The organism is Agathobacter rectalis ATCC 33656, assembly GCF_000020605.1.
GTDB classification, from domain to species: domain Bacteria; phylum Bacillota; class Clostridia; order Lachnospirales; family Lachnospiraceae; genus Roseburia; species Roseburia rectalis.
The window spans coordinates 1,392,811-1,418,068 of the sequence record NC_012781.1 but is presented as its reverse complement, the minus strand read 5'-3'; the positions used below and the strand labels follow the sequence as shown (position 1 = coordinate 1,418,068).

The following is a 25,258-nucleotide window of genomic DNA, read 5'->3' as shown; positions in this document are numbered from 1 at the left end:
TACGGAGGCACAGTATGCTGTTTTTTGTTCAGAAAAAGAAATCAACCATATGGAAATTCATACCAATTGTGCTTTTAGCCGCATGTACTGTTTTGTTTGGTGCTTTCTCTTCAAAGCTGTCAGATGACAATACCAAAAGAAGCAAGAGCACGCTGGAACGCGCCCTCACACGAAGTATCACACAGTGCTATGCTCTTGAGGGAACATACCCTCCGGACATAAATTATCTAACAGACCACTATGGTCTCACCTACGACAGCGACTATTATTACATAGACTATCAATACATCGGCTCCAATCTGCGTCCCGATGTGACAATAATAGAGAGGAAATAACCCATGTTCAAGCTAAAATCAAGATCACATCAGGCTGACAGTTTTTTTGTGATGCTGCTGTTTTTTCTTTTTGCGCTGACTGCTTTTATCCTCGTGCTGATTGGCGTAAAGCAATACAAGTCCACTGCCAATGCCATGAATTACAACTACGAGGTACGCACTGTCACATCTTATCTGCGCGAAAAAGTCAGACAGAATGATTCTGACGCTGCAATCAGTGTAGAAACAATAAATGGCACGAAGGCTCTATGTCTGAAAAACACAATAAATGACATCGTGTATAATACCTTCATATACTATTATGGCGGTTCTCTAAGAGAGCTCTATGTACAGGATGGTTCCTCATACAGTCTGGACAGTGGACAAAGGATTGTCGAAATCGGGGGACTTGACATGGCAGAAACCACCGACAAAATGATTACCGTAACTATCACCGATACATCCGGTGGCACTACCGATACCTACTGCTCCGTCAATTCCGACTAATCATCGTCCGACAATAAATGCAGCAATATCACGTACACCGCTCCCCGATATGCCACTCGATGCCACACAAACTTACATACCACAAGGAATAAACCATGATTTCAACAAAGCTTAAACAATCGAAAAACAGAATATTCCTGCTTGAGATTACCATTAATCTGCTGCTTTTTTCAGCTCTTTTGATTGTGGGACTGCTTTTCTTCATAAAGACCCACAAGCTGACAGAAGAAACTCAGGTGCTGCATGAGGCTGTTAATGCATGCAGCAATGCAGCAAGCGCATACGAACAGGAGCATGGCGATTTAAACGCCGTATCATCGCTCTTTGACGGCTCCATCTGTGCAGATGAAAAGCTATTCATTTATCTTGACAAAAGCTATCATCCATGTGATAAGGATGATGCCGCATACAAGGTTATTGTAAGCAGGCTTGGGCAGGATGCCTACGGAGTACAAAAGGCTGACATAGAGTTTATAGCAGCAGACAGCCACTGTGTATACAGCATTACTGCATGCAGCTATACTGCACTTTCCTCTGATGGAAGGACGGTGAGCACCCCATGAAAAAAAGAAGAGAATTTTCAAATTTCGGTTTTTCGACCATCCTGCTTACTTTTTCCATGATATGCATTGTCACGTTCTCGGCACTCGCCTTTGTCACAGCAAACTCCGACTATAAGCTGAGCAAACGCGTTGCTGATAACAACAGCTCGTATTACCGTGCATGCGAAAAGGTATGGGATGAGATATCACAGATTGATGCCATTCTTGCATCCGCCTACGAGGGCAATCCTGATAAAGCAGCATACTATGAGGCCATAAAGACTGCTCTATCAGACAACGATACTGCAATAAATAAAAACCTCGCTGAAAATGAATCAAACGGCAAGGTTACCGGTCTGACCTATACTATCACCTGTACTGTAAGCGATACGCAGACTCTCACTGTAAAGCTTGATATCAACTATCCTGTCCACAGGCAGGATGCTTTTTATAAAATAAAACAATGGAAGCTCAATACCGACACAGCTTTCGAGGAAAATGATACACTAAACTTAATTGGAGGAAACTAAAATGGATGTTAAAAAGATATTAAAAGAAGCGACTGACAACGGAGCATCGGATATTTTCATAGTGGCCGGCCGCCCTCTCACATACAAATCAAAGGGAGTAATGGAGTGCCTCAATGAAATCAGAATGATTCCAAAAGAAACCTTTGAATTTGTCACATCAATCTATGCTCTTGCCGAGAGAGATATTTCAAAATTCGAGGAAACCGGAGATGATGACTTTTCCTTCGCTATACCGGGAGTATCGCGTTACAGAGTGAGCACTTTCAAACAGCGTGGCTCTTACTCTGCTGTCATCCGTGTTATCTCATTCACACTGCCAAAGCCAAGCGATTTACATATACCGGACTCTGTTATGGAGCTTGCGGAAACAAACAACGGCATGGTGCTGGTTACCGGCCCAGCCGGAAGCGGTAAATCTACCACACTAGCATGTATTATTGATCAGATCAACCATGAGAAGGAAGAGCATATTATCACTCTTGAGGATCCGCTTGAGTTTTTACATCGTCATGACAAATGTATTGTGTCACAGCGTGAAATCAACACAGATACAGAAAGCTATCTCACTGCACTTCGCGCCGCACTCCGCCAGAGTCCTGACGTCATATTGCTTGGAGAGATGCGAGACTATGAGACCATCAATACAGCTGTCACAGCAGCTGAAACCGGTCATCTCATATTTTCATCACTCCACACAATTGGTGCCGCAAATACCATTGACCGAATAATCGATGCTTTTCCTGCTTCCCAGCAGCACCAGATAGCCATCCAGCTTGCATCTGTACTGCAGGCTGTTGTCTGCCAGAAGCTTTTACCTGCCACAAACGGTGAGATGGTACCTGCTTTTGAAATCATGGTACTCACGCCTGCAATAAGGAACTTAATCCGTGAAGGCAAGGTCCATCAGATTGACGGTATCATCTACACCTCTGCAGCTGAGAATATGATTGCAATGGATACAAGCATCTTCAATCTGTACAAGGCCGGTGTAATCAGCAAGCATGTGGCAATCAGCGAGGCCACCAATCCTGAAATGATGTCAAAGAGAATTAATTTAAACTAACTTCATACTTGACGGATATATAAAACCCCGGCATATAAACCATGAAACAGGTTTATATGCCGGGGTTTTTCATTTAGATAAATATGTTAAAACAAGCAAATTACCGTTATCTATACTTCGATATTATACGTTAATCTCTGCTTTTACTCCACTCTCGTCCTTATGTGCTTCAAGCACCGGATTAACTACATCACGCAGATATACCTCTACCTGGCGTGGTGCACGTCCCACATAAAGCTCAGGCTTAAGGTTCTTTTCGATATCAGCCTTTGTCAGTCCGAATGCAGGATCTGCAGCGATTAAGTCTACGAGGTTATTTTCTTTTCCCTCTTCCTTGACTGTCTTTCCGGCCTGCATTGAGAGCTGTCTGATCTTCTCATGGAGCTCCTGACGATTTCCGCCGTTCTTTACAGCATCCATCATGATGTTCTCTGTTGCCATGAATGGTATCTCTGCCATAAAGTGCTTTTCAATAACCTTTGGATATACTACCAATCCATCCACCACATTGAGGCAGAGGTCAAGGATTCCGTCTATTGCAAGGAAGCCCTCAGGTATTGAAAGACGCTTGTTTGCTGAATCGTCAAGTGTTCTCTCAAACCATTGTGTAGCTGAAGTAATTGCAGGATTCATTACATCTGCAAGAACATATCTTGAAAGAGATGCAATTCTCTCACTTCTCATAGGATTTCTCTTGTATGCCATGGCTGATGAACCTATCTGATTCTTCTCAAACGGCTCCTCTACTTCCTTAAGATGCTGGAGCAGTCTGATATCGTTTGACATCTTTGTAGCCGATGCAGCAATGCCTGCGAGCACATTTACCACTCTTGTATCTACCTTACGGGAATATGTCTGGCCTGACACCGGATAACAATCCTTAAAGCCCATCTTCTTTGCGATCATCGGATCAATCTTGTCTATTGTCTCATCGTCTCCGTTGAAGAGCTCAAGGAAGCTGGCCTGTGTTCCTGTAGTGCCCTTTGAGCCAAGGAGCTTTAATGTGCCTTGCACATACTCTAAATCCTCGAGATCCAGCATAAACTCATTTAGCCACAGTGTGGCACGCTTTCCAACTGTTGTCGGCTGTGCCGGCTGGAAATGTGTAAATGCAAGAGTTGGCTGATTCTTATACTTATCAGCAAAGTTTGCAAGCTCTGCAATAACACTTATAAGCTTTTTGTGAACGAGCTTTAATGCTTCATTCATGATGATGATATCCGTATTGTCACCTACATAGCATGAGGTTGCTCCAAGATGTATAATTCCTGCTGCCTTAGGGCACTGCTGTCCATATGCATAGACATGGCTCATTACATCGTGACGCACAAGCTTCTCACGCTCCTTTGCCACATCATAATTGATGTCATCCACATGTGCCTTTAATTCATCAATCTGTTCCTGTGTGATAACCGGCTTGCCATCCTGTGAAAGCCCAAGCTCCATCTCAGTCTCTGCAAGAGCAATCCAGAGCTTTCTCCAAGTGGTAAATTTCATATCCTGCGAAAAAATATACTGCATCTCTTTGCTGGCATAGCGCTCAGAAAGAGGACTTGTGTATCTGTCTGTACTCATATTCTCTCCTTTATTAGCGATTAAGCATTTTTCTCTCGAGGTCTATTTCTTTATCAAAATACTCGCCTCTGATATCATCCTTCGGTGGCTCCATCGGATATTTTCCTGTGAAACAGCCCATGCAGATTGGCAATCCCTCTACCATCTCATGAAGTCTGTCAATTCCAAGGTAGCCTAAAGAATCTGCACCTATAATCTGTCTGATATCCTCAATAGTCCTGTTGTAAGCGATAAGCTGCTCTCTTGCAGGAATATCTGTACCGAAATAGCAAGGCCATAAGAATGGCGGTGAACTGATGCGCACATGCACCTCTGTGGCACCCGCCTCTCTTAACATACGCACTATTCTGTCTGAGGTTGTTCCTCGCACAATTGAATCATCAATCATAACAACTCTCTTGCCCTTAACAGCCTCCTTTAATACATTGAGCTTTATCTGCACGCTTGATTCACGGCTTGACTGCTTAGGCTTGATAAATGTCCTGCCGACATAACCGTTCTTGACAAATGCTGTGCCATATGGAATGCCCGACTCAAGTGAATAACCAAGAGCAGCGGCATTTCCTGACTCCGGTACTCCTGTCACGATATCAGCCTCAACCGGTGAATCCATTGCAAGGAATCTGCCAGCCTTGATACGGCTGCTATACACGCTTACTCCGTCAATATGGCTGTCAGGTCTTGCGAAATAAATGTATTCAAACACGCATCTGGCCTGTTTTTCAGGGGCAAGTGCCATAGTCATATCAGACTCAATGCCCTTTTCAGGAGTGATGGTGATAACCTCTCCCGGCTCTATATCCCTGACAAACTCTGCACCGATTGTATCAAGCGCACAGGTCTCAGATGTAACGATATATGCATTGTCTCTCTTTCCAATGCAAAGAGGCTTAAAACCAAATGGGTCTCTGGCTGCAATAAGCTTTCTCGGGCTCTCAACCACAAGTGCATAGGCTCCCTTAAGCTTCTGGCAGGCACGTCTGACCGCCTCCTCCGCTGTTTTTGAGTTAAGACGCTCTCTGGCGATATGATAAGCTATAACCTCAGAGTCGATTGTGGTCTGGAAAATTGCTCCTGTATACTCAAGCTCCTTGCGAAGCTCCTTTGCGTTAATGAGGTTTCCGTTGTGTGCCATGGCAAGTGTGCCCTTGACATAATTTAATACGAGAGGCTGTGCATTCTCACGTGTTGATGAGCCTGCTGTTGAATAGCGCACATGTCCCACTCCGATATCACCCTTCATAGGCTCTAAAATATCAGGAGTAAATACCTCATTTACAAGGCCCATACCCTTGTGTGTGGTCACCTTTCCCTTTGGTCCGTGTGTATCACTCACTGCAATACCACAGCTTTCCTGTCCTCTGTGCTGAAGCGCAAAAAGGCCATAATAGATAGTGGATGCGACATTTCCTCCATCAAAATCATACATGCCGAACACACCACACTCCTCATGAAGCTCATCAAATACATGGTTATGCTCGTCAATATCAGAACACCTTTTTAATTTTGTACCGGTATGACTTTTTGTATCTATACTAGTATTTATATACTGATTTATGTTATTGTCCTGGTTCATAATATCTCCGTTTATAATTGCGAAATAGTAACGCGGAATAAATAATATATTAGCGGCTGAATTTGCTTCCTGTAAGAAGCTCAAATGCCTCTTTATATTTCTCTACAGTCTTCACAACAACCTCATCAGGTAAAAGAAGGTCATTGTCAGGATTTGCCTTGAGCCAGTCTCTTACATACTGCTTGTCAAATGAAGGCTGTCCCTGTCCAGGCTTATATCCATCAAGTGGCCAGAAGCGTGAGCTGTCAGGTGTGAGCATCTCATCGGCAAGCACTACCTCACCCTGCTCATTTAAGCCAAACTCAAACTTGGTATCTGCGATGATGATACCCTTTGTAAGAGCATACTCTGCACATTTCTTGTAGAGAGCAATTGTATAATCGCGAATCTTCTCTGCGTACTCTCTGCCCTTCTCAGGATAAATCTTCTCTAATACTTCTACTGATTTTTCGAATGAGATATTCTCATCATGATCTCCAAGATCAGCCTTGGTAGATGGTGTATAAATAGGTTCAGGGAGCTTATCAGACTCAACAAGTCCCTCCGGAAGTCTGATTCCGCAGACTGTACCGTTCTCCTGGTAGCTTGCCCAGCCGCTTCCTGTGATATATCCACGAACTATACACTCGATTGGAAGCATCTCAAGCTTCTTACAGAGCATACTGTTTCCGTTGAACCTGTCCTGACCGAAGAACTCCGGCATATCCTTTGCGTCTACTGAAATCATATGGTTAGGAACAACATCCTTTGTGAATTCAAACCAGAACTTAGACATCTGTGTGAGGATGGCTCCCTTGTCTGTAATCTTATTCTTTAAAATATGGTCAAAAGCGGAAATACGATCTGTTGCGACCATAATAAGGCTGTCCCCGTTATCATATACTTCTCTTACTTTTCCTTCTTTGAATGGTTTAAATTCCTGCATGATTGTCCTCCATCTTATGTGTAATTTATTTTACAAATCAAATGCTACTTTTAAATTATATACCAGCTCAATTTGTAAAGTCAACGTATATTATAAGTTTTTTTAAATAATTTTACGTCATTTATAAGCAATTCTTATATTTATTATTATATCTTTAATATATCAAAACAAAAGCTCCGGTTCAAACCCTTTGTCTGCGCCGGAGCCTATATAATACAAATTTTATTTAACGATAAGTGACTTTCCTGTCATCTCTTTTGGCTGTGGAAGTCCCATAATCTCAAGCAGTGTTGGAGCGATATCTGCAAGACATCCGCCCTCACGAAGCTTGTAAGAAGGGTCAGCGTTTACAAGAATGAAAGGAACAGGATTGGTTGTATGAGCTGTATGAGGTTTTCCTGTCTCATAATCAATCATCTTCTCTGCGTTTCCGTGGTCAGCACAGATGAATAATACTCCATCCACATCCTTGATTGCCTGAACTGCATCACCTACGAGTGAATCAACTCTCTCAACAGCCTTTACAGCAGCCGGAATCACACCTGTATGTCCAACCATGTCAGGGTTAGCAAAGTTGATGATAATAACATCATACTTATCTGACTTGATAGCCTCAACAAGATCCATTCCAACCTCAGGAGCGCTCATCTCAGGCTTTAAGTCATATGTTGCAACATCCTTAGGACTGTTTACAAGAAGACGTGCCTCATCGATATTCGGCTCCTCTACTCCACCGTTGAAGAAGAAGGTTACGTGTGCATACTTCTCTGTCTCTGCGAGACGAAGCTGTTTCTTGCCATTTGCTGCAAGATACTCACCAAATGTATTCTTGATTTCTTCCTTCTCAAAAGCGATAAGCTTGTTAGGAATTGACTCGTCATAATCCTTGAAGCATACAAATGTTGTCTTAAGGAATGGGCGCTCAAAGCCAGTAAACTTATCATCGCAAAATGCTCTTGTCATCTCACGAGCACGGTCCGGACGGAAGTTGAAGAAGATAACAGAATCATTGTCCTTTACAACAGATACCGGTGTGCCATCCTCGTTTGTGATAACTGTAGGAAGCACGAACTCATCTGTAACGTCATTTGCGTATGACTCCTCCATAGCCTTTACAGGGCATGTAGCTTTTACGCCTTCACCCTTAGTGAGTGAATCATAAGCCTTCTGCACACGGTCCCAGTTGTTATCTCTGTCCATTGCATAGTAACGTCCTGAAAGAGATGCAATCTTTCCTACACCAATTTCCTTCATCTTGGCGAGAAGCTGCTCGATATAGTCCTTGCCTGATGCAGGAGGTGTATCACGACCATCAAGGAATGCGTGTACATATACTCTGTCAAAATTTTCTTTCTTGCAAAGCTCAAGAAGTCCGTAAAGATGCTCGATATGGCTGTGAACTCCACCATCTGAAAGAAGTCCCCAAAGATGCAGATCGGAGTCATTCTTCTTGCAGTTTTCGATTGCAGAAATTAATACCTTGTTCTTGAAGAAATCACCATCAGCAATTGCCTTTGTGATTCTTGTAAGATCCTGATATATGATACGGCCTGCGCCGATATTCATATGTCCTACCTCAGAGTTTCCCATCTGTCCGTCAGGAAGTCCAACTGCAAGACCTGAAGCTGCGCCCTTTACAAAAGGACACTCTGCCATCAATTTATCCATAACAGGGGTATTTGCCATAGCTATGGCATTTCCCTCTTTGTGGTCACTTAAGCCGTAACCATCAAGTACCATTAATACTACCGGTTTCTTACTCATTTATATTTCCTCTATTCTTCATATGAGGCTTGCAAAATGCTCTATTACAGCGACATATGCAAGCTCACAAAAAATTTCATTACATAATAAATGCCACTAAATGCAGCTAAGCTGGTGAATTTAGTGACATTTAGTTATTGTGATTGTCAAATCAAATATTAAATTATGATTTAATAATTACTTGTAGTTTACGATCTTTCCAAAATCAGCCTTGAGTGAAGCGCCACCAACTAATCCACCGTCGATGTCAGGCTTTGCAAAAAGCTCTGCTGCATTTCCTGCATTTACAGATCCGCCGTACTGGATACGAACTGAATCTGCTGTAGCCTGATCATAGATCTCTGCTACACACTCACGGATTGCACCGCAGACCTCCTGAGCCTGGTCAGAAGTAGCTGTCTTTCCTGTTCCGATTGCCCAGATTGGCTCGTAAGCGATAACCATGTTTGCAACATCTGATGCAGCAACACCTGCGAGATCTGACTTAATCTGAAGTCTGATCCAGTCAAGTGTAACACCGCTCTCTCTCTGCTCAAGTGTCTCACCACAGCAAAGGATTGGTGTAAGTCCAGCCTCGATAGCCTTCTTTACCTTCTTGTTGAGAAGTGCGTCATCCTCTTTGAAGTAATCTCTTCTCTCTGAATGTCCGATGATAACATACTTAACACCTGCATCAAGAAGCATCTCTGCTGAGATTTCTCCTGTGTAAGCACCCTTCTCCTCGAAGTACATATTCTCTGCTCCAACAGCAACATTTGTACCCTTTAATGCTTCTACAACAGGTACGATGTCGATTGCAGGTACACAGTAAACAACTTCAACATCATCTGAAACTACGAGTGGTTTTAACTCTTCTACTAATTTAACAGCCTGGCTTGGAGTCATGTTCATCTTCCAGTTGCCGGCTACAATTTTCTTTCTTGCCATTTTATATCTCCTTGTATTTATATACAAATATTTTTTGCCTGCGGCTTGATTTCATTAAGCTGCTTTCGGCTTATTTATCATCAGCACAAGCTACGCCAGGAAGCTCCTTGCCCTCAAGGAACTCAAGGGAAGCACCGCCACCTGTTGAGATGTGGCTCATCTTGTCGCCAAGTCCCATCTGGTTAACTGCTGCAGCTGAATCTCCACCACCGATGATTGTGATAGCATCTGATTTAGCAAGTGCCTCTGCTACTGCAAGTGTACCTGCTGCAAGTGTTGGGTTCTCAAATACACCCATTGGTCCGTTCCATACAACAGTTTTAGCTGATGCAACAGCGTCAGCGAAAAGCTCACGTGTCTTAGGTCCGATATCACAGCCCTCACGGTCTGCAGGCATCTTGTCATAATCATATGTCTCTGTCTCTACAGGAGCATCGATTGGATTTGGGAAATCCTTGATTGTAACTGCATCAACAGGAAGAAGAATCTTCTTTCCAAGTTTCTCTGCTTTTGCAAGCATCTCTTTACAGTAATCAATCTTTGTCTCATCAAGCATTGAGATACCAATCTCATAGCCCTGTGCTTTAAGGAATGTGTATGCCATTCCACCACCGATGATAAGTGTATCAGCCTTCTCGAGGAGATTGTCGATAACATTGAGCTTGTCAGCTACTTTAGCTCCACCAAGAATAGCTACGAAAGGACGTACAGGATTCTCTACTGCCTTGCCAAGGAAGTCAATTTCCTTCTGCATAAGGTATCCAACAACATTCTCTCCACCCTTAGCTGTGATGAACTTTGTAACACCTGCTACAGAAGCATGTGCTCTATGAGCAGAACCGAAAGCGTCACATACATATACATCAGCAAGGTCAGCAAGCTCTTTTGCGAATGCATCTCCGGCTTCCTGTGGCTTTGTCTCCTCTTTGCCTCTGAAACGTGTATTCTGAAGAAGAACTACATCTCCCTCTTTCATCTCTGAAACAGCCTTTGTTGCAGCCTCTCCTGTTACGTTGTAGTCAGCTACAAATGTAACCTTCTGTCCAAGCTTAGCCTCAAGAGCTGCAGCTACAGGAGCAAGTGACTCACCCTCGTTTGGTCCGTTTTTAACTTTTCCAAGGTGTGAGCAAAGGATAACCTTTCCACCGTCCTTGATTAATTTCTGGATTGTTGGAAGAGCTCCGTTGATACGGTTCTCATCTGTGATTTTTCCGTCCTTAAGTGGCACGTTGAAGTCACATCTAACGAGAACTCTCTTGCCTTTTACGTTGATATCATCAATTGATTTCTTGTTTAATGACATAATATGTCCTCCCTTATTTCAAGGCATAAGCCATGTGGCCACGCCATATTGTGCATATTAAAAAATATAATTAATTCTACAATTCACAGATATTCAAAAGAAATAGCCATGCTTTAAAAAAGAGGCGCGGTTCAATTAAGACCGCGCCCCTTGAGTAGTCTTGAGATATACTGTTCTTGTGGGTACAAGAATTAAGCTAACTCTGAGAAGTACTTGATTGTACGAACCATCTGAGATGTGTAGCTGTTCTCGTTATCATACCAAGAAACAACCTGTACCTCGTACAGATCGTCAGAAACCTGGTTAACCATTGTCTGTGTTGCATCGAATAATGAACCAAATCTCATTCCAACGATATCTGAAGATACGATCTCATCCTCGTTGTAACCGAATGACTCGTTAGCTGCTGCCTTCATAGCTGCGTTGATATCCTCTTTTGTAACGCCTGCTTTCTTAACAACTGCTGTAAGGATTGTTGTAGATCCTGTTGGTGTAGGAACACGCTGTGCAGATCCGATTAACTTTCCGTTTAACTCTGGGATAACAAGGCCGATTGCCTTAGCTGCTCCTGTTGAGTTAGGAACGATATTAACTGCTGCTGCACGTGAACGACGAAGGTCTCCCTTTCTCTGTGGTCCGTCAAGAGTCATCTGATCTCCTGTGTAAGCATGGATTGTTACCATGATACCAGACTGGATTGGAGCGTACTTGTTAAGTGCATCTGCCATTGGTGCTAAGCAGTTTGTTGTACAAGAAGCTGCTGAGATGATTGTATCAGAAGCCTTAAGTGTCTCATGGTTTGTATTGTAAACGATTGTAGGAAGGTCATTTCCTGCTGGTGCAGAGATAACTACCTTACGAGCTCCAGCATTGATATGAGCCTGAGCCTTCTCTTTTGATGTATAGAATCCAGAGCACTCAAGTACAACGTCAACCTTTAACTCTCCCCATGGGCAATTGTTTGCATCTGGGAATGCGTAAATTTTGATTTCCTTACCACAAACTGTGATAGAATCATCGCTTGCAGAAACCTCATCTGCATGCTCGTATTTACCCTGTGATGAATCATACTTTAATAAGTGTGCTAACATTTTTGGGCTTGTTAAGTCGTTGATAGCTACTACCTCGTATCCCTCAGCTCCAAACATCTGTCTGAAAGCAAGACGTCCGATACGACCAAATCCGTTGATTGCTACTCTTACTGCCATTTTAATTCCTCCTAGAATTGTAAAAAGTATTTTTAGGGACATGCCCTAAGATGCTTTTATTATAGCGAATAATTCTCAAAGGTTCAAGTACTTTATTTGCGTTTGTTAAAATTTTCACTAAATATTTTCATTTACACACATTTTTTATCATTCTTCACAATTTTTATTTTTAGATATTGCACTTTATTATAATCTCGGCTACACTTAATTAATTGCTGTAATTCGCACTTTCCGGCAGCCAGCAGCAGACAATTATAAATCATGTAACTTATAAAGTTTTTTAACAACAATACATCAGTTTTACGGAGGTATTTATATGTGGGATCAGCACATGCACTGCATGTTTTCGGGTGACAGCGATGCCGACCCGGTATTGATGATAAACTCAGCAATCAACAAAGGGCTGGACGGCATCTGCTTTACAGACCATCTGGACTATGACTATAAAGAGGAGCCTGGGCTTTTCGACCTTGATATAGCAGCATATGAAAAGCGCATCAAAAGACTTGCAATTGTTCTTAAAGAAAAGGGCTGCCCGATAAATATCCACTGGGGCATTGAAATCGGTTTACAGCCTCATATTACAGACAAAAATAATGAGGTCGCCAAAAAATATCCGTTTGACCTCGTGATCGGCTCAAGCCATGTAGTAAACGGCATTGACCCATACTATCCTGCATTTTACAAAGGTAAGACAGAGCACGAAGCCTACACCGAATACTTTGAATCGATACTTGACAATCTGCACTCCGGCGCGGATTTTGATGTGTACGGTCACATCGACTACGTGGTCAGATACGGTCCTGACAAAAATAAATACTATTCATATGAACGGTATGCCGACATAATTGATGCTATATTAAAGGAAATTATCTCACAGGGAAAAGGCATCGAGCTCAATACCGCCGGCTTTAAATACGGGCTTGGCCACTCAAATCCGACCGAAGATGTGCTAAAGCGCTATCATGAGCTTGGTGGAGAAATAATCACAGTCGGAGCAGATGCCCACAAGCCGGAGCATGTGGCATATGATTTTGACAAGGTTTCAAATATCCTCAAGGATGCCGGGTTTATGTACTATACAGTATTTGAAAACCGCGTTCCTGCTTTCATCAAATTATAGCCCAGCCTTAAAGGCTTACGTTGCCATTCTATCTAACTATTAAACCTCACATGCATTCGCAAATGTCAAAAAATAGGAGCCACCTGATCTACATTTTACATCAAGTGGCTCCTAAAGCATTGGTTCCGTAAGCTTCACTGTATAACCTCCAAGTTCCGCTTTCGCTATATGAATTTGTTTTGGCATTTCCATATTGCTTTGCTATAAATATGATTCTGTTTATGACAGGATTCTTATTCTTTTAGCTTAGCTATGGACCTCTACCCTTCTTCATAAAATCACTCCTTTTGGTTACATTATCTATGTAAACTCTTATGAGAGATTCTATCTTTCACTTTTAATCTACAAGAACTTTTTCAACGATATTATTTATTTGCTAATATATCTGTGCGATTACTGCTCTTCGGCTCGCCCTACAGATTTAAATATTCCGTTCAATCATCCTTATAGTACTTTGACTTAAATTATGTAATCCCCATTGGACTGTACCTCCTGTGTTTTATTTTTGTTCCTTTCGTATCTCTTTTTGTTGATTTAAGATTACACCAATTTCACCTATTTGTCAATATATTTTTTGATAATTTTCATTTTTATTTTAAATTGTCTGATATTTTATATATTTTTTGTTTTGTTTACACATTTCTTGCAATTCAATCACATAATTAAAGGGGCAAAATATCTTTGCCCCCTCATGCCATCATTTATCATTTATCATTCTTCATCCTGTAATCAATACACCTGTTCAGGTAATCGACATAATCCGGATTCTTGCACATACCCTTGCCTGCCACGTCGGAAATCTTTGCCACATCCATGCCATTACACTTGGTGGTCTTCATAACTATGTTGAGTGCTTCCTCATCAGTGTCGTTACTGATAAAGGTTCCTATACCGAATGCAACCTTTGCCTTATCCTTGAAATAATCATACAATGCAGTCGCACGCTCGAAATCCAGGCTGTCGCTGAACAAAAGTGTCTTTGTCCTTGGATTAATTCCCAGACTGTTGTAGTGGGCTATCATCTTGTCTCCCCACTCGTACGGATCTCCGCTATCATGACGCACTCCCGAAAAAAGTGTCGCATAGGTGAGCTGAAAATCACGCAGGAAGCAGTCTGTTGTTATGGTGTCAGTAAGCGCAATACCGTTTAATATACCATACTCCTTAACCCATGCATCGAGTGCGTACCAGTTTGAATATGCCGGATTATGCTTGTGATTGCCCTGTCCTGTACACATAATCCACTCATGAGCCATTGTTCCAACCGGCTTTAAATTGAATTTCTTCGCAAGATATACGTTTGATGTACCAATAAAGTGTGAATCTGCTGGCAGCTCAACCTCTGCGATTGCCTTTACAGCCATCTCCTGCGCCTCAGCAGACAGACGGCGTCTTAGTCCAAATTCACTGAAATCGCTAAGCCTGTAGGTATCCTCCTCGAGCAGACGCACCTTCTCATCAAGCCTGCGCTTAAACTGCTTAAGCAGCACATCATAATCATATGCCATACGGAAGTACACTTCATTTACAATAGCAAGCACCGGAATCTCATACATCGAAGTATTGAGCCACGTGCCGGCTGCATCGATTGCCAGCCCACACGGTGCATCTGTTGTGATGGTAAACTCCTCATATCTCGGCTGCCAGAGTCTTAAAAAATCAACATATGTACCTTTTATCCAGGTGATGTTATCAAGATATTCAAGCTCTTCCTCCGTAAAACGAAGCTGACAGAAGGCCTGCACCTGTTCCTTTATCTCCTCGACCATCTCATCTGTAAAATGCACGTCTTTATTTCGGCACTTGAAGGTCCATGTCGTTTTATAGCTTGTGAACTGATGGAAAATCGTCTGTCCCATGCTGAATTTATACATATCAGTCTCAAGAAGGCTGTTTATTATTTGTGGCAATCTCATCTGTTTTATGTCCTCTTTTCTTTCAAACCATTTGCTACCGGTAATTTTAGTCTTGATTTTACCACTGCGACTATCAAATATCAAGCAGACACACGTGTTTAATTACCTTCAATTTATTTTTTTTCCGTCAGCATATTCACTGGTTCCAAAATAAAAACTCCCATGAAAGCCACTAACCGTGACCTCCATGGAAGCTTAATTGTTTATATTGCAGAGATAATAACCCAATGAATATATAAGATATTGTAATTATTCAGTTATGAATTATTTAAAGTATTTCACACCGCTCTCGAATATCTTCATATCCTGCTCTCCGTAGATATTGATTGCTACAGACTCGCCGCGACGCTCTGAATGAGCCATCTTGCCAAGGATTCTTCCGTCAGGAGATGTGATACCCTCGATAGACATGTATGAGCCGTTTACGTTCCACTCCTCATCCATTGATACATTTCCGTCCAGATCAACATACTGTGTGGCAACCTGTCCGTTTTCAAAGAGCTTATCAAGCCACTCTTTCGGTGCTACGAAACGTCCCTCGCCATGTGATGCCGGATTGCAGTAGGTCTGACCAAGCTTAGCCTGTGCAAGCCATGGGCTCTTGTTTGAAACAACCTTTGTATATACCATCTTTGAGATGTGGCGGTTGATTGTATTGTATGTGAGTGTAGGTGACTGTGCATCCTGCTGTCTGATCTCTCCATATGGTACAAGTCCAAGCTTGATAAGTGCCTGGAAACCGTTACAGATACCAAGTGCAAGTCCGTCCCTCTCATTGATGAGCTTTTCAACAGCCTCTGTCATCTTTGCATTTCTAAATGCTGTTGCAAAGAATTTAGCTGATCCCTCAGGCTCATCTCCTGCTGAGAATCCACCAGGGAACATGATAATCTGTGATTTGTCGATTGCCTTTACAAACTCATCAACCGAATCACGGATATCCTCTGCTGTGAGGTTCTTGAATACCTTTACGATTGTGTCAGCGCCTGCTCTTTCAAATGCCTTAGCACTATCGTACTCACAGTTTGTTCCAGGGAATACCGGAATAAATACTGTAGGCTTAGCAACTTTATTCTTGCATACATAGATATTCTTTGCATCGTAAAGACCGCTATTTACCTTGCTTGTATCGTCTGTTGCCTTTGTATGGAAAACGCCCTCAAGCTTTGCTGTCCATACATTGACAGCCTCCTCAACAGGAAGCACCATATCGTCACACTCGATAGTCTGCTTATCGTTTACATAGCCGACTACAGAGGCTGCATCTGAAATACCTGCTGCATCAATTACTTCTCTGACCTTTGAAAGTGCATCAACAGGAACCTCAGCTACGATATTACCAAAGCCAGGTGCAAAGAGTGTATCGCTTGTCACCTCATCCTCGATTGTTACACCAAGCTTGTTACCAAATGCCATCTTTGATACTGCTGCTGCGAGTCCTTTTCCGTCAAGTGCATATGCTGAAACAATTGCGCCATCCTGGATAAGATTTCTGATTGCTGTATAAAGTGTCATAACCTGATCATATTTTGGAAGATCAAACTCATCCTTATCTATTGTAAATAGAACAAGCTGGTTGCCCTCTTTCTTGAGCTCAGGTGTGATGATATCCTTTTCCTTTGCCACATCCACTGCAAATGATACGAGTGTAGGCGGTACATCAATATCATTGAAGGTACCTGACATAGAATCCTTTCCACCGATTGAAGGAAGTCCGAAGCCAATCTGAGCATCATATGCTCCGAGGAGTGCTGCAAACGGCTGGCTCCAGCGCTTTGGATCCTCATTCATTCTGCGGAAGTACTCCTGATATGTCATACGGATTTTGCTGTAATCTCCGCCTGCTGCAACGATCCTTGAGATAGACTCAAGCACTGCATATATAGATCCGTGGTATGGGCTCCATGATGAAAGATATGGGTCAAAGCCGTAAGCCATCATTGTTACTGTATCGCATTTGCCCTTTAATACAGGAAGCTTTGCAACCATTGACTGTGTCTCTGTGAGCTGGTAACGTCCACCATATGGCATATATACACTGCCTGCTCCGATAGAGCTGTCGAACATCTCAACAAGTCCCTTCTGTGAGCATACGTTAAGATCTTCAAGCTCTGCCTCCCAGGCACCCTTCATATCTCCTGCCTCAACCATCCTGGCTACAGCAGGTGTGCTGATTTTGTCCAGATAATTGTCACTCTCGCAAGGCATCTCAACCTCAACATCTGTCTCCTGATGAGCTCCGTTTGTATCAAGGAATGCACGAGAGATATTTACTACCTCTTTGCCTTTCCACTCAAGCACAAGTCTTGGATCCTCTGTAACTACCGCAACCTCTGTTGCCTCGAGGTTTTCCTCCTTTGCGTATGCAAGGAACTGCTCAACATCAGAAGGCGCAACTACAACTGCCATACGCTCCTGTGACTCTGAGATAGCAATCTCTGTTCCGTCAAGACCTGCATATTTCTTTGGTACCTTGTCAAGCTCTATGCGAAGTCCGTCAGCAAGCTCTCCGATAGCAACCGAAACTCCGCCGGCACCGAAATCGTTACATTTCTTGATGATATGGCTGACCTCTTCTCTTCTGAAAAGTCTCTGAAGCTTTCTCTCTGTAGGTGCATTACCCTTTTGTACCTCAGCTCCGCATACTGATGTAGACTTTGTATTGTGTGCCTTTGATGAACCTGTAGCACCACCGATTCCGTCACGTCCTGTGCGTCCTCCGAGAAGAATGATTTTATCTCCCGGATCTGAGTTAAGTCTCTGGACAGCACGTCTTGGAGCCGCACCCATAACTGCACCGATCTCCATACGCTTTGCAACATAATTTGGATGGTAAACCTCCTTGACATAGCCTGTTGCAAGTCCGATCTGGTTTCCATATGAGCTGTATCCGTGAGCTGCTTCTCTGACAAGCTTCTTCTGTGGAAGTTTTCCTTCAATTGTCTGTGAAACCGGTACTGTAGGATCTGCTGCACCTGTTACACGCATTGCCTGATATACATATGTACGTCCTGAGAGAGGATCTCTGATTGCTCCGCCAAGGCATGTAGCAGCGCCACCAAAAGGCTCAATCTCTGTAGGATGGTTGTGTGTCTCGTTCTTGAAGTTTACAAGCCACTCCTCTGTCTTTCCGTCCACCTCAACAGGTACCACGATAGAGCATGCGTTGATCTCATCAGACTCTTCCTGATCATCAAGCTTGCCCTCTGCCTTTAATCTCTTCATGGCAAGAAGTGCAAGATCCATCAGGCAGACAAATTTGTCATTTCTGTCCTTGTAGATATTTGAAAATGTATTGAGATAATCCTTGTAGGTATTTTCAATCGGTGTGCGGTAGAAGCCATCGTCAAACTTGACATTCTTAAGCTCTGTAGAGAATGTTGTATGACGGCAGTGATCTGACCAGTATGTATCGAGCACACGGATTTCTGTCATTGAAGGATCACGCTTTTCCTCATTCTTAAAATAATTCTGGATATGAAGAAAATCCTTAAAGGTCATGGCAAGGTTCAATGATAAATAAAGCTCCTTCAGCTTGTCCTCTGCCATATCCTTGAAGCCGTCAAATATGATGACATCAGCAGGATCATCAAACTCCTGCACAAGTGTCTTAGGCTTTTCCATGCCAATAGCACGCGAATCAACAGGGTTGATGCAGTGCTTCTTAATAGCAGCAAACTGCTCATCTGTGATAGCACCCTCAATCACATATGTGATAGCACTTCTGATAATCGGCTCCTCATTCTCATTGAGAAGCTTCACACACTGCTCGGCTGAATCTGCTCTCTGGTCAAACTGTCCCGGTAAAAACTCTACTGTAAATACTTTTGCATCACCATAGTCAAATGTCTCCTCGTAGATATCATCTACAGGCGGCTCTGAGAAAACTGTATACAAGGCTTTCTTGTATGTCTCCTCTGATATATTTTCCACATCATATCTGATTAATACACGTACTGCCTCCACAGTTGTGATTCCCAGATAATGCTTAATCTCATGCTTTAATTCCTTTGCCTTCACCGCAAAGTCAGGTTTTTTCTCTACATATACACGACGTACGTTACTCATATGTTCTCCTTTCAATTCGAGAGTATGTAACCCATTATTCGTTACCGTCCGGCTTTTTGCACAATCGGACTTTAAAACTATGGTTGTAGTATAACACTTTAGTTATGATAAGTATAATTAATATATTTAATTTGTTTTATAAGTTGCGTTAATTATAGTTTTCTTATATAATGATATAAGGGTCAAAAGGTATTTTGCCCCTCATTGATAAAAACAGATGCAAATAACCATATATTTATACGGAGGATAACAAAATGGATATAAATTATGAGCTTTACAAGGTCTTTTACTACGTGGCAACGTCCCTAAGCTTCTCTGAAGCCAGCAAGAAGCTGTTTATTTCACAGTCCGCGGTAAGCCAGTCTATTAAGACTCTCGAAAAGAAGCTGGGACAGACTCTTTTCATCAGAAGCACAAAGAAGGTACAGCTCACCGCAGCCGGCGCCCTGCTTTTAAAGCACATTGAGCCTGCCATGAATCTTATTGCCCGCGGTGAAAGCCAGCTTTTAGACTCAGGCACACTTGGACTTGGCCAGCTTCACATCGGCGCAAGCGATACCATATGCCGTTATCTGCTGGTTCCTTACTTAAAGCAGTTCCATCAGAGGTTCCCGAATGTGCCTATCAAAGTCACAAATGCCACATCTATCCAGTGTGTGGAGCTTTTGGAGCAAAGGAAGGTTGACCTGATTGTCACGAATTTTCCAAACTCGCACCTCAATCACTCATACAGACAGAAAACCATATGCAACTTTTCCGATGTTTTTGTGGCAAATCCCAATTATTTCAAGCTTCGCAAGCAGGAGATAGCTTTTTCCGAGCTCAATAAATATCCTATCATGATGCTTGACCGAAACAGCACCACCAGTGAATTCCTGCATAATCTGTTTTTACAGCACCAGCTTGACCTGATCCCGGAAATTGAGCTAAGCAGTAACGATCTGCTCATAGACCTGGCCAAAATCGGACTGGGTATAGCATTCGTGCCTGACTACTGCATCAACCATGAGAATAAGGAGCTTTTCGTGCTGAAGACAAAAGAAAAGATGCCTCCACGCCAGATTGTTGTGTCTGTAAACACTACAATGCCCGTGTCAGCATCCACTGAGGAATTTTTAAATCTGCTCCCAGAAGTCGGCAACTAGTTTTCCGACATTTGCTATATTGCATGGCTTTCTGTCACTCCACTCGCGTGGATAGAGCAAATCATATTCTCTCTGCCAGAATCTCTCATCTAATAGCAAAATGACACCTGTGTCCTCCGTCGTCCTGATTACTCTTCCGGCCGCCTGGAGGACTTTATTTATGCCCGGATACCTGAAAGCATAGTCAAAGCCACAGCCGTTTTCGGCATCGTAATAATCCTTTAATATAGTTCTCTCATTGCTGATCTGCGGAAGCCCCGTTCCGACAACAATAGCACCTATCAGTCTGTCGTTTTTCAAATCAATGCCCTCACCGAATATGCCTCCCATGATACCAAATGCCACAAGTGTTCTGTCCGATTCCTCACTAAACCTGTCCAGAAATTCCTCCCTCTCAGCCTCTGACATATTATTTTTCTGCAGCATAAGCTCTGTTTCGTCTGCATATTTTTCACAGTAAATATCTGCCACATCATTCATCATCTTATATGACGGAAAGAAAACCATATAATTTCCAGTCTTTTGCGTGACAACAGCATTAATATATCCTGCAATCCGCTCATACTCACTCCTTGAGCGCCTCGTGTACCTCGTGCTCACATCGGTTGCCATCGCAAGCAGCCTCTTTTTGCTGTCAAACGTACTGTCAGCATATATGGCATAGTTGTCTTTTTTTGTGCTTAGCAGGCTCTTGTAATAGTTTACAGGCAAAAATGTCGCCGAAAAAAACACAGCTGACTTGCCCTTATCCAGCCTCTTTTGTATATTAAGCGACGGGTCCACGCAAAAAAGCTTTAGCATGAACCTGCCATCAGCCTCAAGCTCGGAATACATCACGTAGTGCTCATCCACCAGATCATAAATGTTCAGGAAATTGCGAAGCTCAAAATAAAAATCCATAACATCCTTTTTCCCCGGAAACTCATTAGCCTTCTGCAAAAACTCATCCAGAAGTGTCATAAGCCTCATAAAGGAAAATACCATATTGCCAAATGTATCATATACCGTGTAATTCTCACACTCCCGCTTCATCCCAAGCAGTATCTTATTGCACTTTTCAAGCGCTTTCTCAATAGAGCGGCTGTGCTCCTTCATAATGCGCTTCACAGTAAGGAAATCCTCCTTATAAATCTGAGCGCTATACATCTGCCTGCTTCTTTCGACCATATTGTGAGCCTCATCAATGAGAAAAATATAATCTCCCTTTATCCCCTCCTGAAAAAATCTCTTAAGATAAACATTCGGGTCAAACACATAGTTGTAATCGCAGATGACATTATCACACCAGCTAGCCGTATCAAGACAAAGCTCAAACGGACAAACGGTATACCTATCCGCCTGTGATAAAATATCATCCCTCTCAATCATTTCACATCTGTGAAGCAGGTCAAAAACCGCATCATTTACTCTGTCAAAATGCCCCTTTGCATACGGACAGGTTACCGGATTGCATTCCATCTCATCACACGGACATAGCTTTTCCTTGGCCGTTATCTGAATAGTTTTTGCCCTGTAACCATTTTTTTCAAGCAGCGCAAACGTTTCCTTTGCAACTGTTGCGGTGATGGTCTTCGCTGTCAGGTAAAAGATTCTGTCTGCCAGCTCCTCACCAACCGCCTTCACTGCCGGGAAAATAGTAGAGATAGTCTTTCCCACACCGGTCGGAGCCTGCATAAAAAGAAGCTTCTGACGCATAATTGTCCTGTAGACATCCGAAACAAGCTTTTTCTGCCCCGGTCTGTACTCATATGGAAAATCGAGTTCTTTGATTGAAGCCTGTCTTTGATTTTTCATTTCACACTGAAACGTTGCCCATTTGCCATACTCTTCCATCAGGTCATCAAACCATTTTTTTATCTCTTCAAATGAGAACTCCTCGCGAAAATACTTAGTCTGCTCCGTTTCCAGATTGCAGTAGGTCATCTGAATGCCTATCGTTTCCATATTATTTTGCAGAGCAAAAATATATGCATAGCACATAGCCTGCGCACGGTGCACAAAAACCGGCTTTTCAAACAGCTCAACCTTTCTGTACATTCCCTTAATCTCATCGACAAAACACTTGCCATCCTCCGTAAAGATGCCATCTGCCCTGCCCTCGACAGTCAGCTCATACAAATCACCTTCAACAACAAGTGAAAGCGGCACCTCCGCCTGATACTCCTTCCCCATGCTGCCCTGGATTTTCCTGTGAATGCGTGTTCCCTCCATCATGGCATCAGCACTCATAGCTCTGGATGACCGGTTGTCTATGTCACCCTCCCTGAAAATAAATTCCACAAGGTTTCTGACCGAAATATGTAATTGTGTTTTCTTTTCACTATAGTTATTTCCAGCTTCTGTCATGTACTCTCCCTGCATATTCCGGATTATGTTACCGGTTTTGTGTTCCGGCAATATTTTCAGTCTAACTCCAAACATTTTTAATACACTGAACATAAAAAAGGGAGAGCTCCAAGAAGAAACTCTCCCAAAGGACCTTATTCAATTGTATTACGCTACAGTGAATTTATCAACCACATTATCAAATGCCTGGTCATCGCCCATATAGCAGACCTTAAAGTCATTGTTTGTACCAATTCCAATCACTCCAAGAAGTGATTTCGCATCAATAAGAATCTGTCTATATTTGAGATCAATGTCAAAATCGCACTTAGAAGCAGCCCCAACAAATTCCTGAACATCATCCAATGTGTTAAGTCTGATTACTGTTTCCTTATTGTACATAGTTAACACCACCTTTATAATCTAAAACATAGTGCTTTCGCACATGCCAATCAATTGTTGCGCCTATTATAACATTTGATATTCATTTGTCAAAAAAATCATAATCCGTCATTTTCCGTCAATTCATGTCATTTATTTTAATAAATAACTTTTGCGTAACCGATTTTTCACTATATTTTCATGCATGTTTTTTCAAAAAAACAATATAACTGTGAAATTCTTACAAAAATGGTACGATATTTAATTAATTTAAATTCATTTTTTACAATTTTTCATTTATAAAACTTTATTCTCGTAATTCTTTAACGCATCTATATATATTTCACCGAGCTTGCTAAGCTTCGTGCCCTTGTGCTTGATATAGCCTATATGCATTTTTTCACTTTCCTTAAGTGGAATTGCCGCATAGTCATCACCGTTTAAATCCTCAGAAATAATACCTGAGCACAGTGTAAATCCGTTGAGCCCCACCATGAGATTGAGCATTGTGGCTCTGTCATCAGCCTTTATGACACGCTTGTACTCATATGTGCTCATCATCTCCTCAGCATAATAAAAGGAATTGTTCACACCCTGTTCAAAGGTCAGACATGGGTACTCCTGCAAATCATCAAGTGTAATCTCTTTTTGGCCGGCAAGCGGATGTTTTTTCCAGAGATACACATATGTATTGCATGTAAAGAGCTCTTTAAACTCGATGTCACATTCCTTAAAAAGCTTTCTTAAAACCTTTTCATTGAAATCACTTAAATAAAGAACTCCAATCTCACTCTTTAAGTTCTTTACGTTGTCTATTACCTCTTTCGTCTTTGTCTCGTGGACAGCAAACTCGTACTCATCCATGCCCACCTCTTTAGCAAGCTGTACAAAGGCCTTTACTGCAAATGAATAGTGCTGCATGGAAACCGAGAATTTCTTTTTGGACTCCACATTCAGATACCGGTTCTCAAGCAGATGATACTGCTCCACAACCTGTTTGGCGTATCCTAAAAACTCCTCGCCCTCCGCTGTGACTGTAATTCCACGGTTATTTCTCATGAATACCGTGATTCCAAGCTCCTCCTCCACCTCTCGTACTGTGGCGGACAGATTTGGCTGTGAAACAAAAAGCTTCTTTGCCGCCTCATTCATGGAATTGGATTCTGCAATTGTAAGTACCTGTCTGAGTTGTTGAAGTGTCATTTTCTCTCCTATTGTGAACTGACGGTTTTTAGCAGAATGTGTAACTATTCAGCGCCCAGGCACCTTCGTAAAAACCGCACAATTGTATTATATTAGATAAAATTGTGTATAAACGATGCCCTGTGTATCGGTGATGGTCCTATCTTCTTTAGTGCCTTGATATGCTCTGCCGAGCCATAGCCCTTGTTTGATGCAAATCCATAGCCGGGATATATGTTATCATACTCAACCATCATCCGATCCCTTGTGACCTTAGCCACAATGCTGGCTGCCCCTATTGATATGCTTTTGGCATCTCCCTTTATAATCGGGACCTGCTTTATATCCACCCCCGGGATGGTGACTGCATCGTTAAGTGTCAAATCCGGTGCCGGATCAAGCTTTCCGATTGCCTGTCTCATCGCCTCATATGTAGCCTGCAATATATTTATCTCATCTATCCGCTCGTGCGATGCCATACCTATTCCTACAGAAACCGCCTTTTCCATTATGACATCGTAAAGCTCATCGCGCTTTGCAGCCGTAAGCTTCTTTGAATCATTGATATATAAAATATCACAGTCCTTTGGCAGAATAACCGCACATGCCACAACCGGACCTGCAAGCGGTCCGCGTCCCACCTCATCTATGCCGCAAATATGAGCATATGATGCGTACTCACGCTCATATTTCTTGAGACCTTCTGTGCGGATAAGCTCCTTCTCATACTTGTCCAGACGCTTTTTTGCACTGTCTACAAGCTTAATCACTCCGCCCCTTTCATCTGAGCCGTATGCCTCAATGAACTGTGCAAGCTGTGAATCTGTGATACTTTTCAGTTGTTCCTTAATATCGCCTATTTTTTCTGCTGACATATCCTTGTC

General features: G+C 42.5%; 20 protein-coding genes. 7 read left to right on the top strand and 13 right to left on the bottom strand.

Going from position 1 to position 25,258, the window contains the following annotated elements:
- Positions 1 to 14: 14 nt before the first annotated feature.
- The 5 genes from EUBREC_RS06855 to EUBREC_RS06835 all read left to right on the top strand — a co-directional run bounded on the left by EUBREC_RS06855 (position 15) and on the right by EUBREC_RS06835 (position 2,956).
- On the top strand, positions 15 to 335 hold the full coding sequence (locus EUBREC_RS06855) for a hypothetical protein (RefSeq protein WP_012742386.1): 321 nt from the start codon (positions 15 to 17) through the stop codon (positions 333 to 335).
- A gap of 3 nt (positions 336 to 338) precedes the next feature.
- Positions 339 to 821, top strand: a complete 483-nt coding sequence (locus EUBREC_RS06850) for a DUF4860 domain-containing protein (protein WP_012742385.1) — start codon at positions 339 to 341, stop codon at positions 819 to 821.
- Positions 822 to 916: 95 nt separating this feature from the next.
- The gene (locus EUBREC_RS06845; RefSeq protein WP_012742384.1) at positions 917 to 1,384 is read left to right on the top strand and encodes a hypothetical protein; all 468 of its coding nucleotides are present in this window, start codon (positions 917 to 919) and stop codon (positions 1,382 to 1,384) included.
- On the top strand, positions 1,381 to 1,893 hold the full coding sequence (locus EUBREC_RS06840) for a hypothetical protein (RefSeq protein ID WP_012742383.1): 513 nt from the start codon (positions 1,381 to 1,383) through the stop codon (positions 1,891 to 1,893). The genes EUBREC_RS06845 and EUBREC_RS06840 overlap by 4 nt, the downstream gene beginning before the upstream one ends.
- 1 nt (position 1,894) lies before the next feature.
- Positions 1,895 to 2,956, top strand: a complete 1,062-nt coding sequence (locus EUBREC_RS06835) for a type IV pilus twitching motility protein PilT (RefSeq protein WP_015516115.1) — start codon at positions 1,895 to 1,897, stop codon at positions 2,954 to 2,956.
- A 123-nt stretch (positions 2,957 to 3,079) separates the two neighbouring features.
- On the opposite strand, the gene purB is transcribed toward EUBREC_RS06835, so the two are convergent.
- The 7 genes from purB to gap form a co-directional block, all read right to left on the bottom strand.
- Entirely contained in the window at positions 3,080 to 4,531 is a 1,452-nt protein-coding gene (gene purB, locus EUBREC_RS06830; protein ID WP_012742381.1) for an adenylosuccinate lyase, read from the bottom strand.
- 13 nt (positions 4,532 to 4,544) lie between these two features.
- Entirely contained in the window at positions 4,545 to 5,960 is a 1,416-nt protein-coding gene (purF, locus tag EUBREC_RS06825; RefSeq protein ID WP_408629362.1) for an amidophosphoribosyltransferase, read from the bottom strand.
- Positions 5,961 to 6,156: 196 nt separating this feature from the next.
- Entirely contained in the window at positions 6,157 to 7,032 is an 876-nt protein-coding gene (locus tag EUBREC_RS06820) for a phosphoribosylaminoimidazolesuccinocarboxamide synthase (protein WP_012742379.1), read from the bottom strand.
- Between the two features lie 222 nt (positions 7,033 to 7,254).
- Positions 7,255 to 8,796 (bottom strand): 2,3-bisphosphoglycerate-independent phosphoglycerate mutase, encoded by a 1,542-nt coding sequence (gene gpmI, locus EUBREC_RS06815; RefSeq protein ID WP_012742378.1) that lies wholly within the window; start codon positions 8,794 to 8,796, stop codon positions 7,255 to 7,257.
- A 177-nt stretch (positions 8,797 to 8,973) separates the two neighbouring features.
- Positions 8,974 to 9,723, bottom strand: coding sequence for a triose-phosphate isomerase (gene tpiA, locus EUBREC_RS06810; RefSeq protein WP_012742377.1), 750 nt, complete (start codon positions 9,721 to 9,723; stop codon positions 8,974 to 8,976).
- 70 nt (positions 9,724 to 9,793) lie between these two features.
- A complete protein-coding gene (locus tag EUBREC_RS06805) occupies positions 9,794 to 11,026 on the bottom strand; it encodes a phosphoglycerate kinase (RefSeq protein WP_012742376.1) in 1,233 nt (410 codons plus the stop codon).
- Between the two features lie 191 nt (positions 11,027 to 11,217).
- Positions 11,218 to 12,234 carry a type I glyceraldehyde-3-phosphate dehydrogenase gene (gene gap / locus EUBREC_RS06800; protein ID WP_015516118.1) on the bottom strand — a complete coding sequence of 339 codons (1,017 nt, stop codon included), beginning with the start codon at positions 12,232 to 12,234 and terminating at the stop codon, positions 11,218 to 11,220.
- A 316-nt stretch (positions 12,235 to 12,550) separates the two neighbouring features.
- Between gap and EUBREC_RS06795 the strand changes: the two genes are divergently transcribed.
- Positions 12,551 to 13,357 (top strand): histidinol-phosphatase HisJ family protein, encoded by an 807-nt coding sequence (locus EUBREC_RS06795; protein ID WP_012742373.1) that lies wholly within the window; start codon positions 12,551 to 12,553, stop codon positions 13,355 to 13,357.
- 704 nt (positions 13,358 to 14,061) lie between these two features.
- Here EUBREC_RS06795 and pncB read toward each other — a convergent pair.
- Together pncB and EUBREC_RS06785 are read right to left on the bottom strand one after the other, a co-directional pair.
- Positions 14,062 to 15,273 (bottom strand): nicotinate phosphoribosyltransferase, encoded by a 1,212-nt coding sequence (pncB, locus tag EUBREC_RS06790; protein WP_015516120.1) that lies wholly within the window; start codon positions 15,271 to 15,273, stop codon positions 14,062 to 14,064.
- A gap of 264 nt (positions 15,274 to 15,537) precedes the next feature.
- Entirely contained in the window at positions 15,538 to 19,341 is a 3,804-nt protein-coding gene (locus tag EUBREC_RS06785; RefSeq protein ID WP_012742371.1) for a phosphoribosylformylglycinamidine synthase, read from the bottom strand.
- A 254-nt stretch (positions 19,342 to 19,595) separates the two neighbouring features.
- Between EUBREC_RS06785 and EUBREC_RS06780 the strand changes: the two genes are divergently transcribed.
- Positions 19,596 to 20,486, top strand: coding sequence for a LysR family transcriptional regulator (locus EUBREC_RS06780; protein WP_012742370.1), 891 nt, complete (start codon positions 19,596 to 19,598; stop codon positions 20,484 to 20,486).
- Here the strand turns inward: EUBREC_RS06780 and EUBREC_RS06775 are convergent.
- The 4 genes from EUBREC_RS06775 to EUBREC_RS06760 all read right to left on the bottom strand — a co-directional run bounded on the left by EUBREC_RS06775 (position 20,457) and on the right by EUBREC_RS06760 (position 25,249).
- Entirely contained in the window at positions 20,457 to 22,925 is a 2,469-nt protein-coding gene (locus EUBREC_RS06775) for an ATP-dependent DNA helicase (protein ID WP_012742369.1), read from the bottom strand. The two genes, EUBREC_RS06780 and EUBREC_RS06775, sit on opposite strands and share 30 nt — an antisense overlap.
- A gap of 54 nt (positions 22,926 to 22,979) precedes the next feature.
- Entirely contained in the window at positions 22,980 to 23,213 is a 234-nt protein-coding gene (locus EUBREC_RS06770; protein WP_012742368.1) for an HPr family phosphocarrier protein, read from the bottom strand.
- A gap of 276 nt (positions 23,214 to 23,489) precedes the next feature.
- Entirely contained in the window at positions 23,490 to 24,395 is a 906-nt protein-coding gene (locus EUBREC_RS06765; protein ID WP_012742367.1) for a LysR family transcriptional regulator, read from the bottom strand.
- A gap of 92 nt (positions 24,396 to 24,487) precedes the next feature.
- Positions 24,488 to 25,249, bottom strand: coding sequence for a ribonuclease HII (locus tag EUBREC_RS06760; protein ID WP_012742366.1), 762 nt, complete (start codon positions 25,247 to 25,249; stop codon positions 24,488 to 24,490).
- Between the last annotated feature and the right edge of the window lie 9 nt (positions 25,250 to 25,258).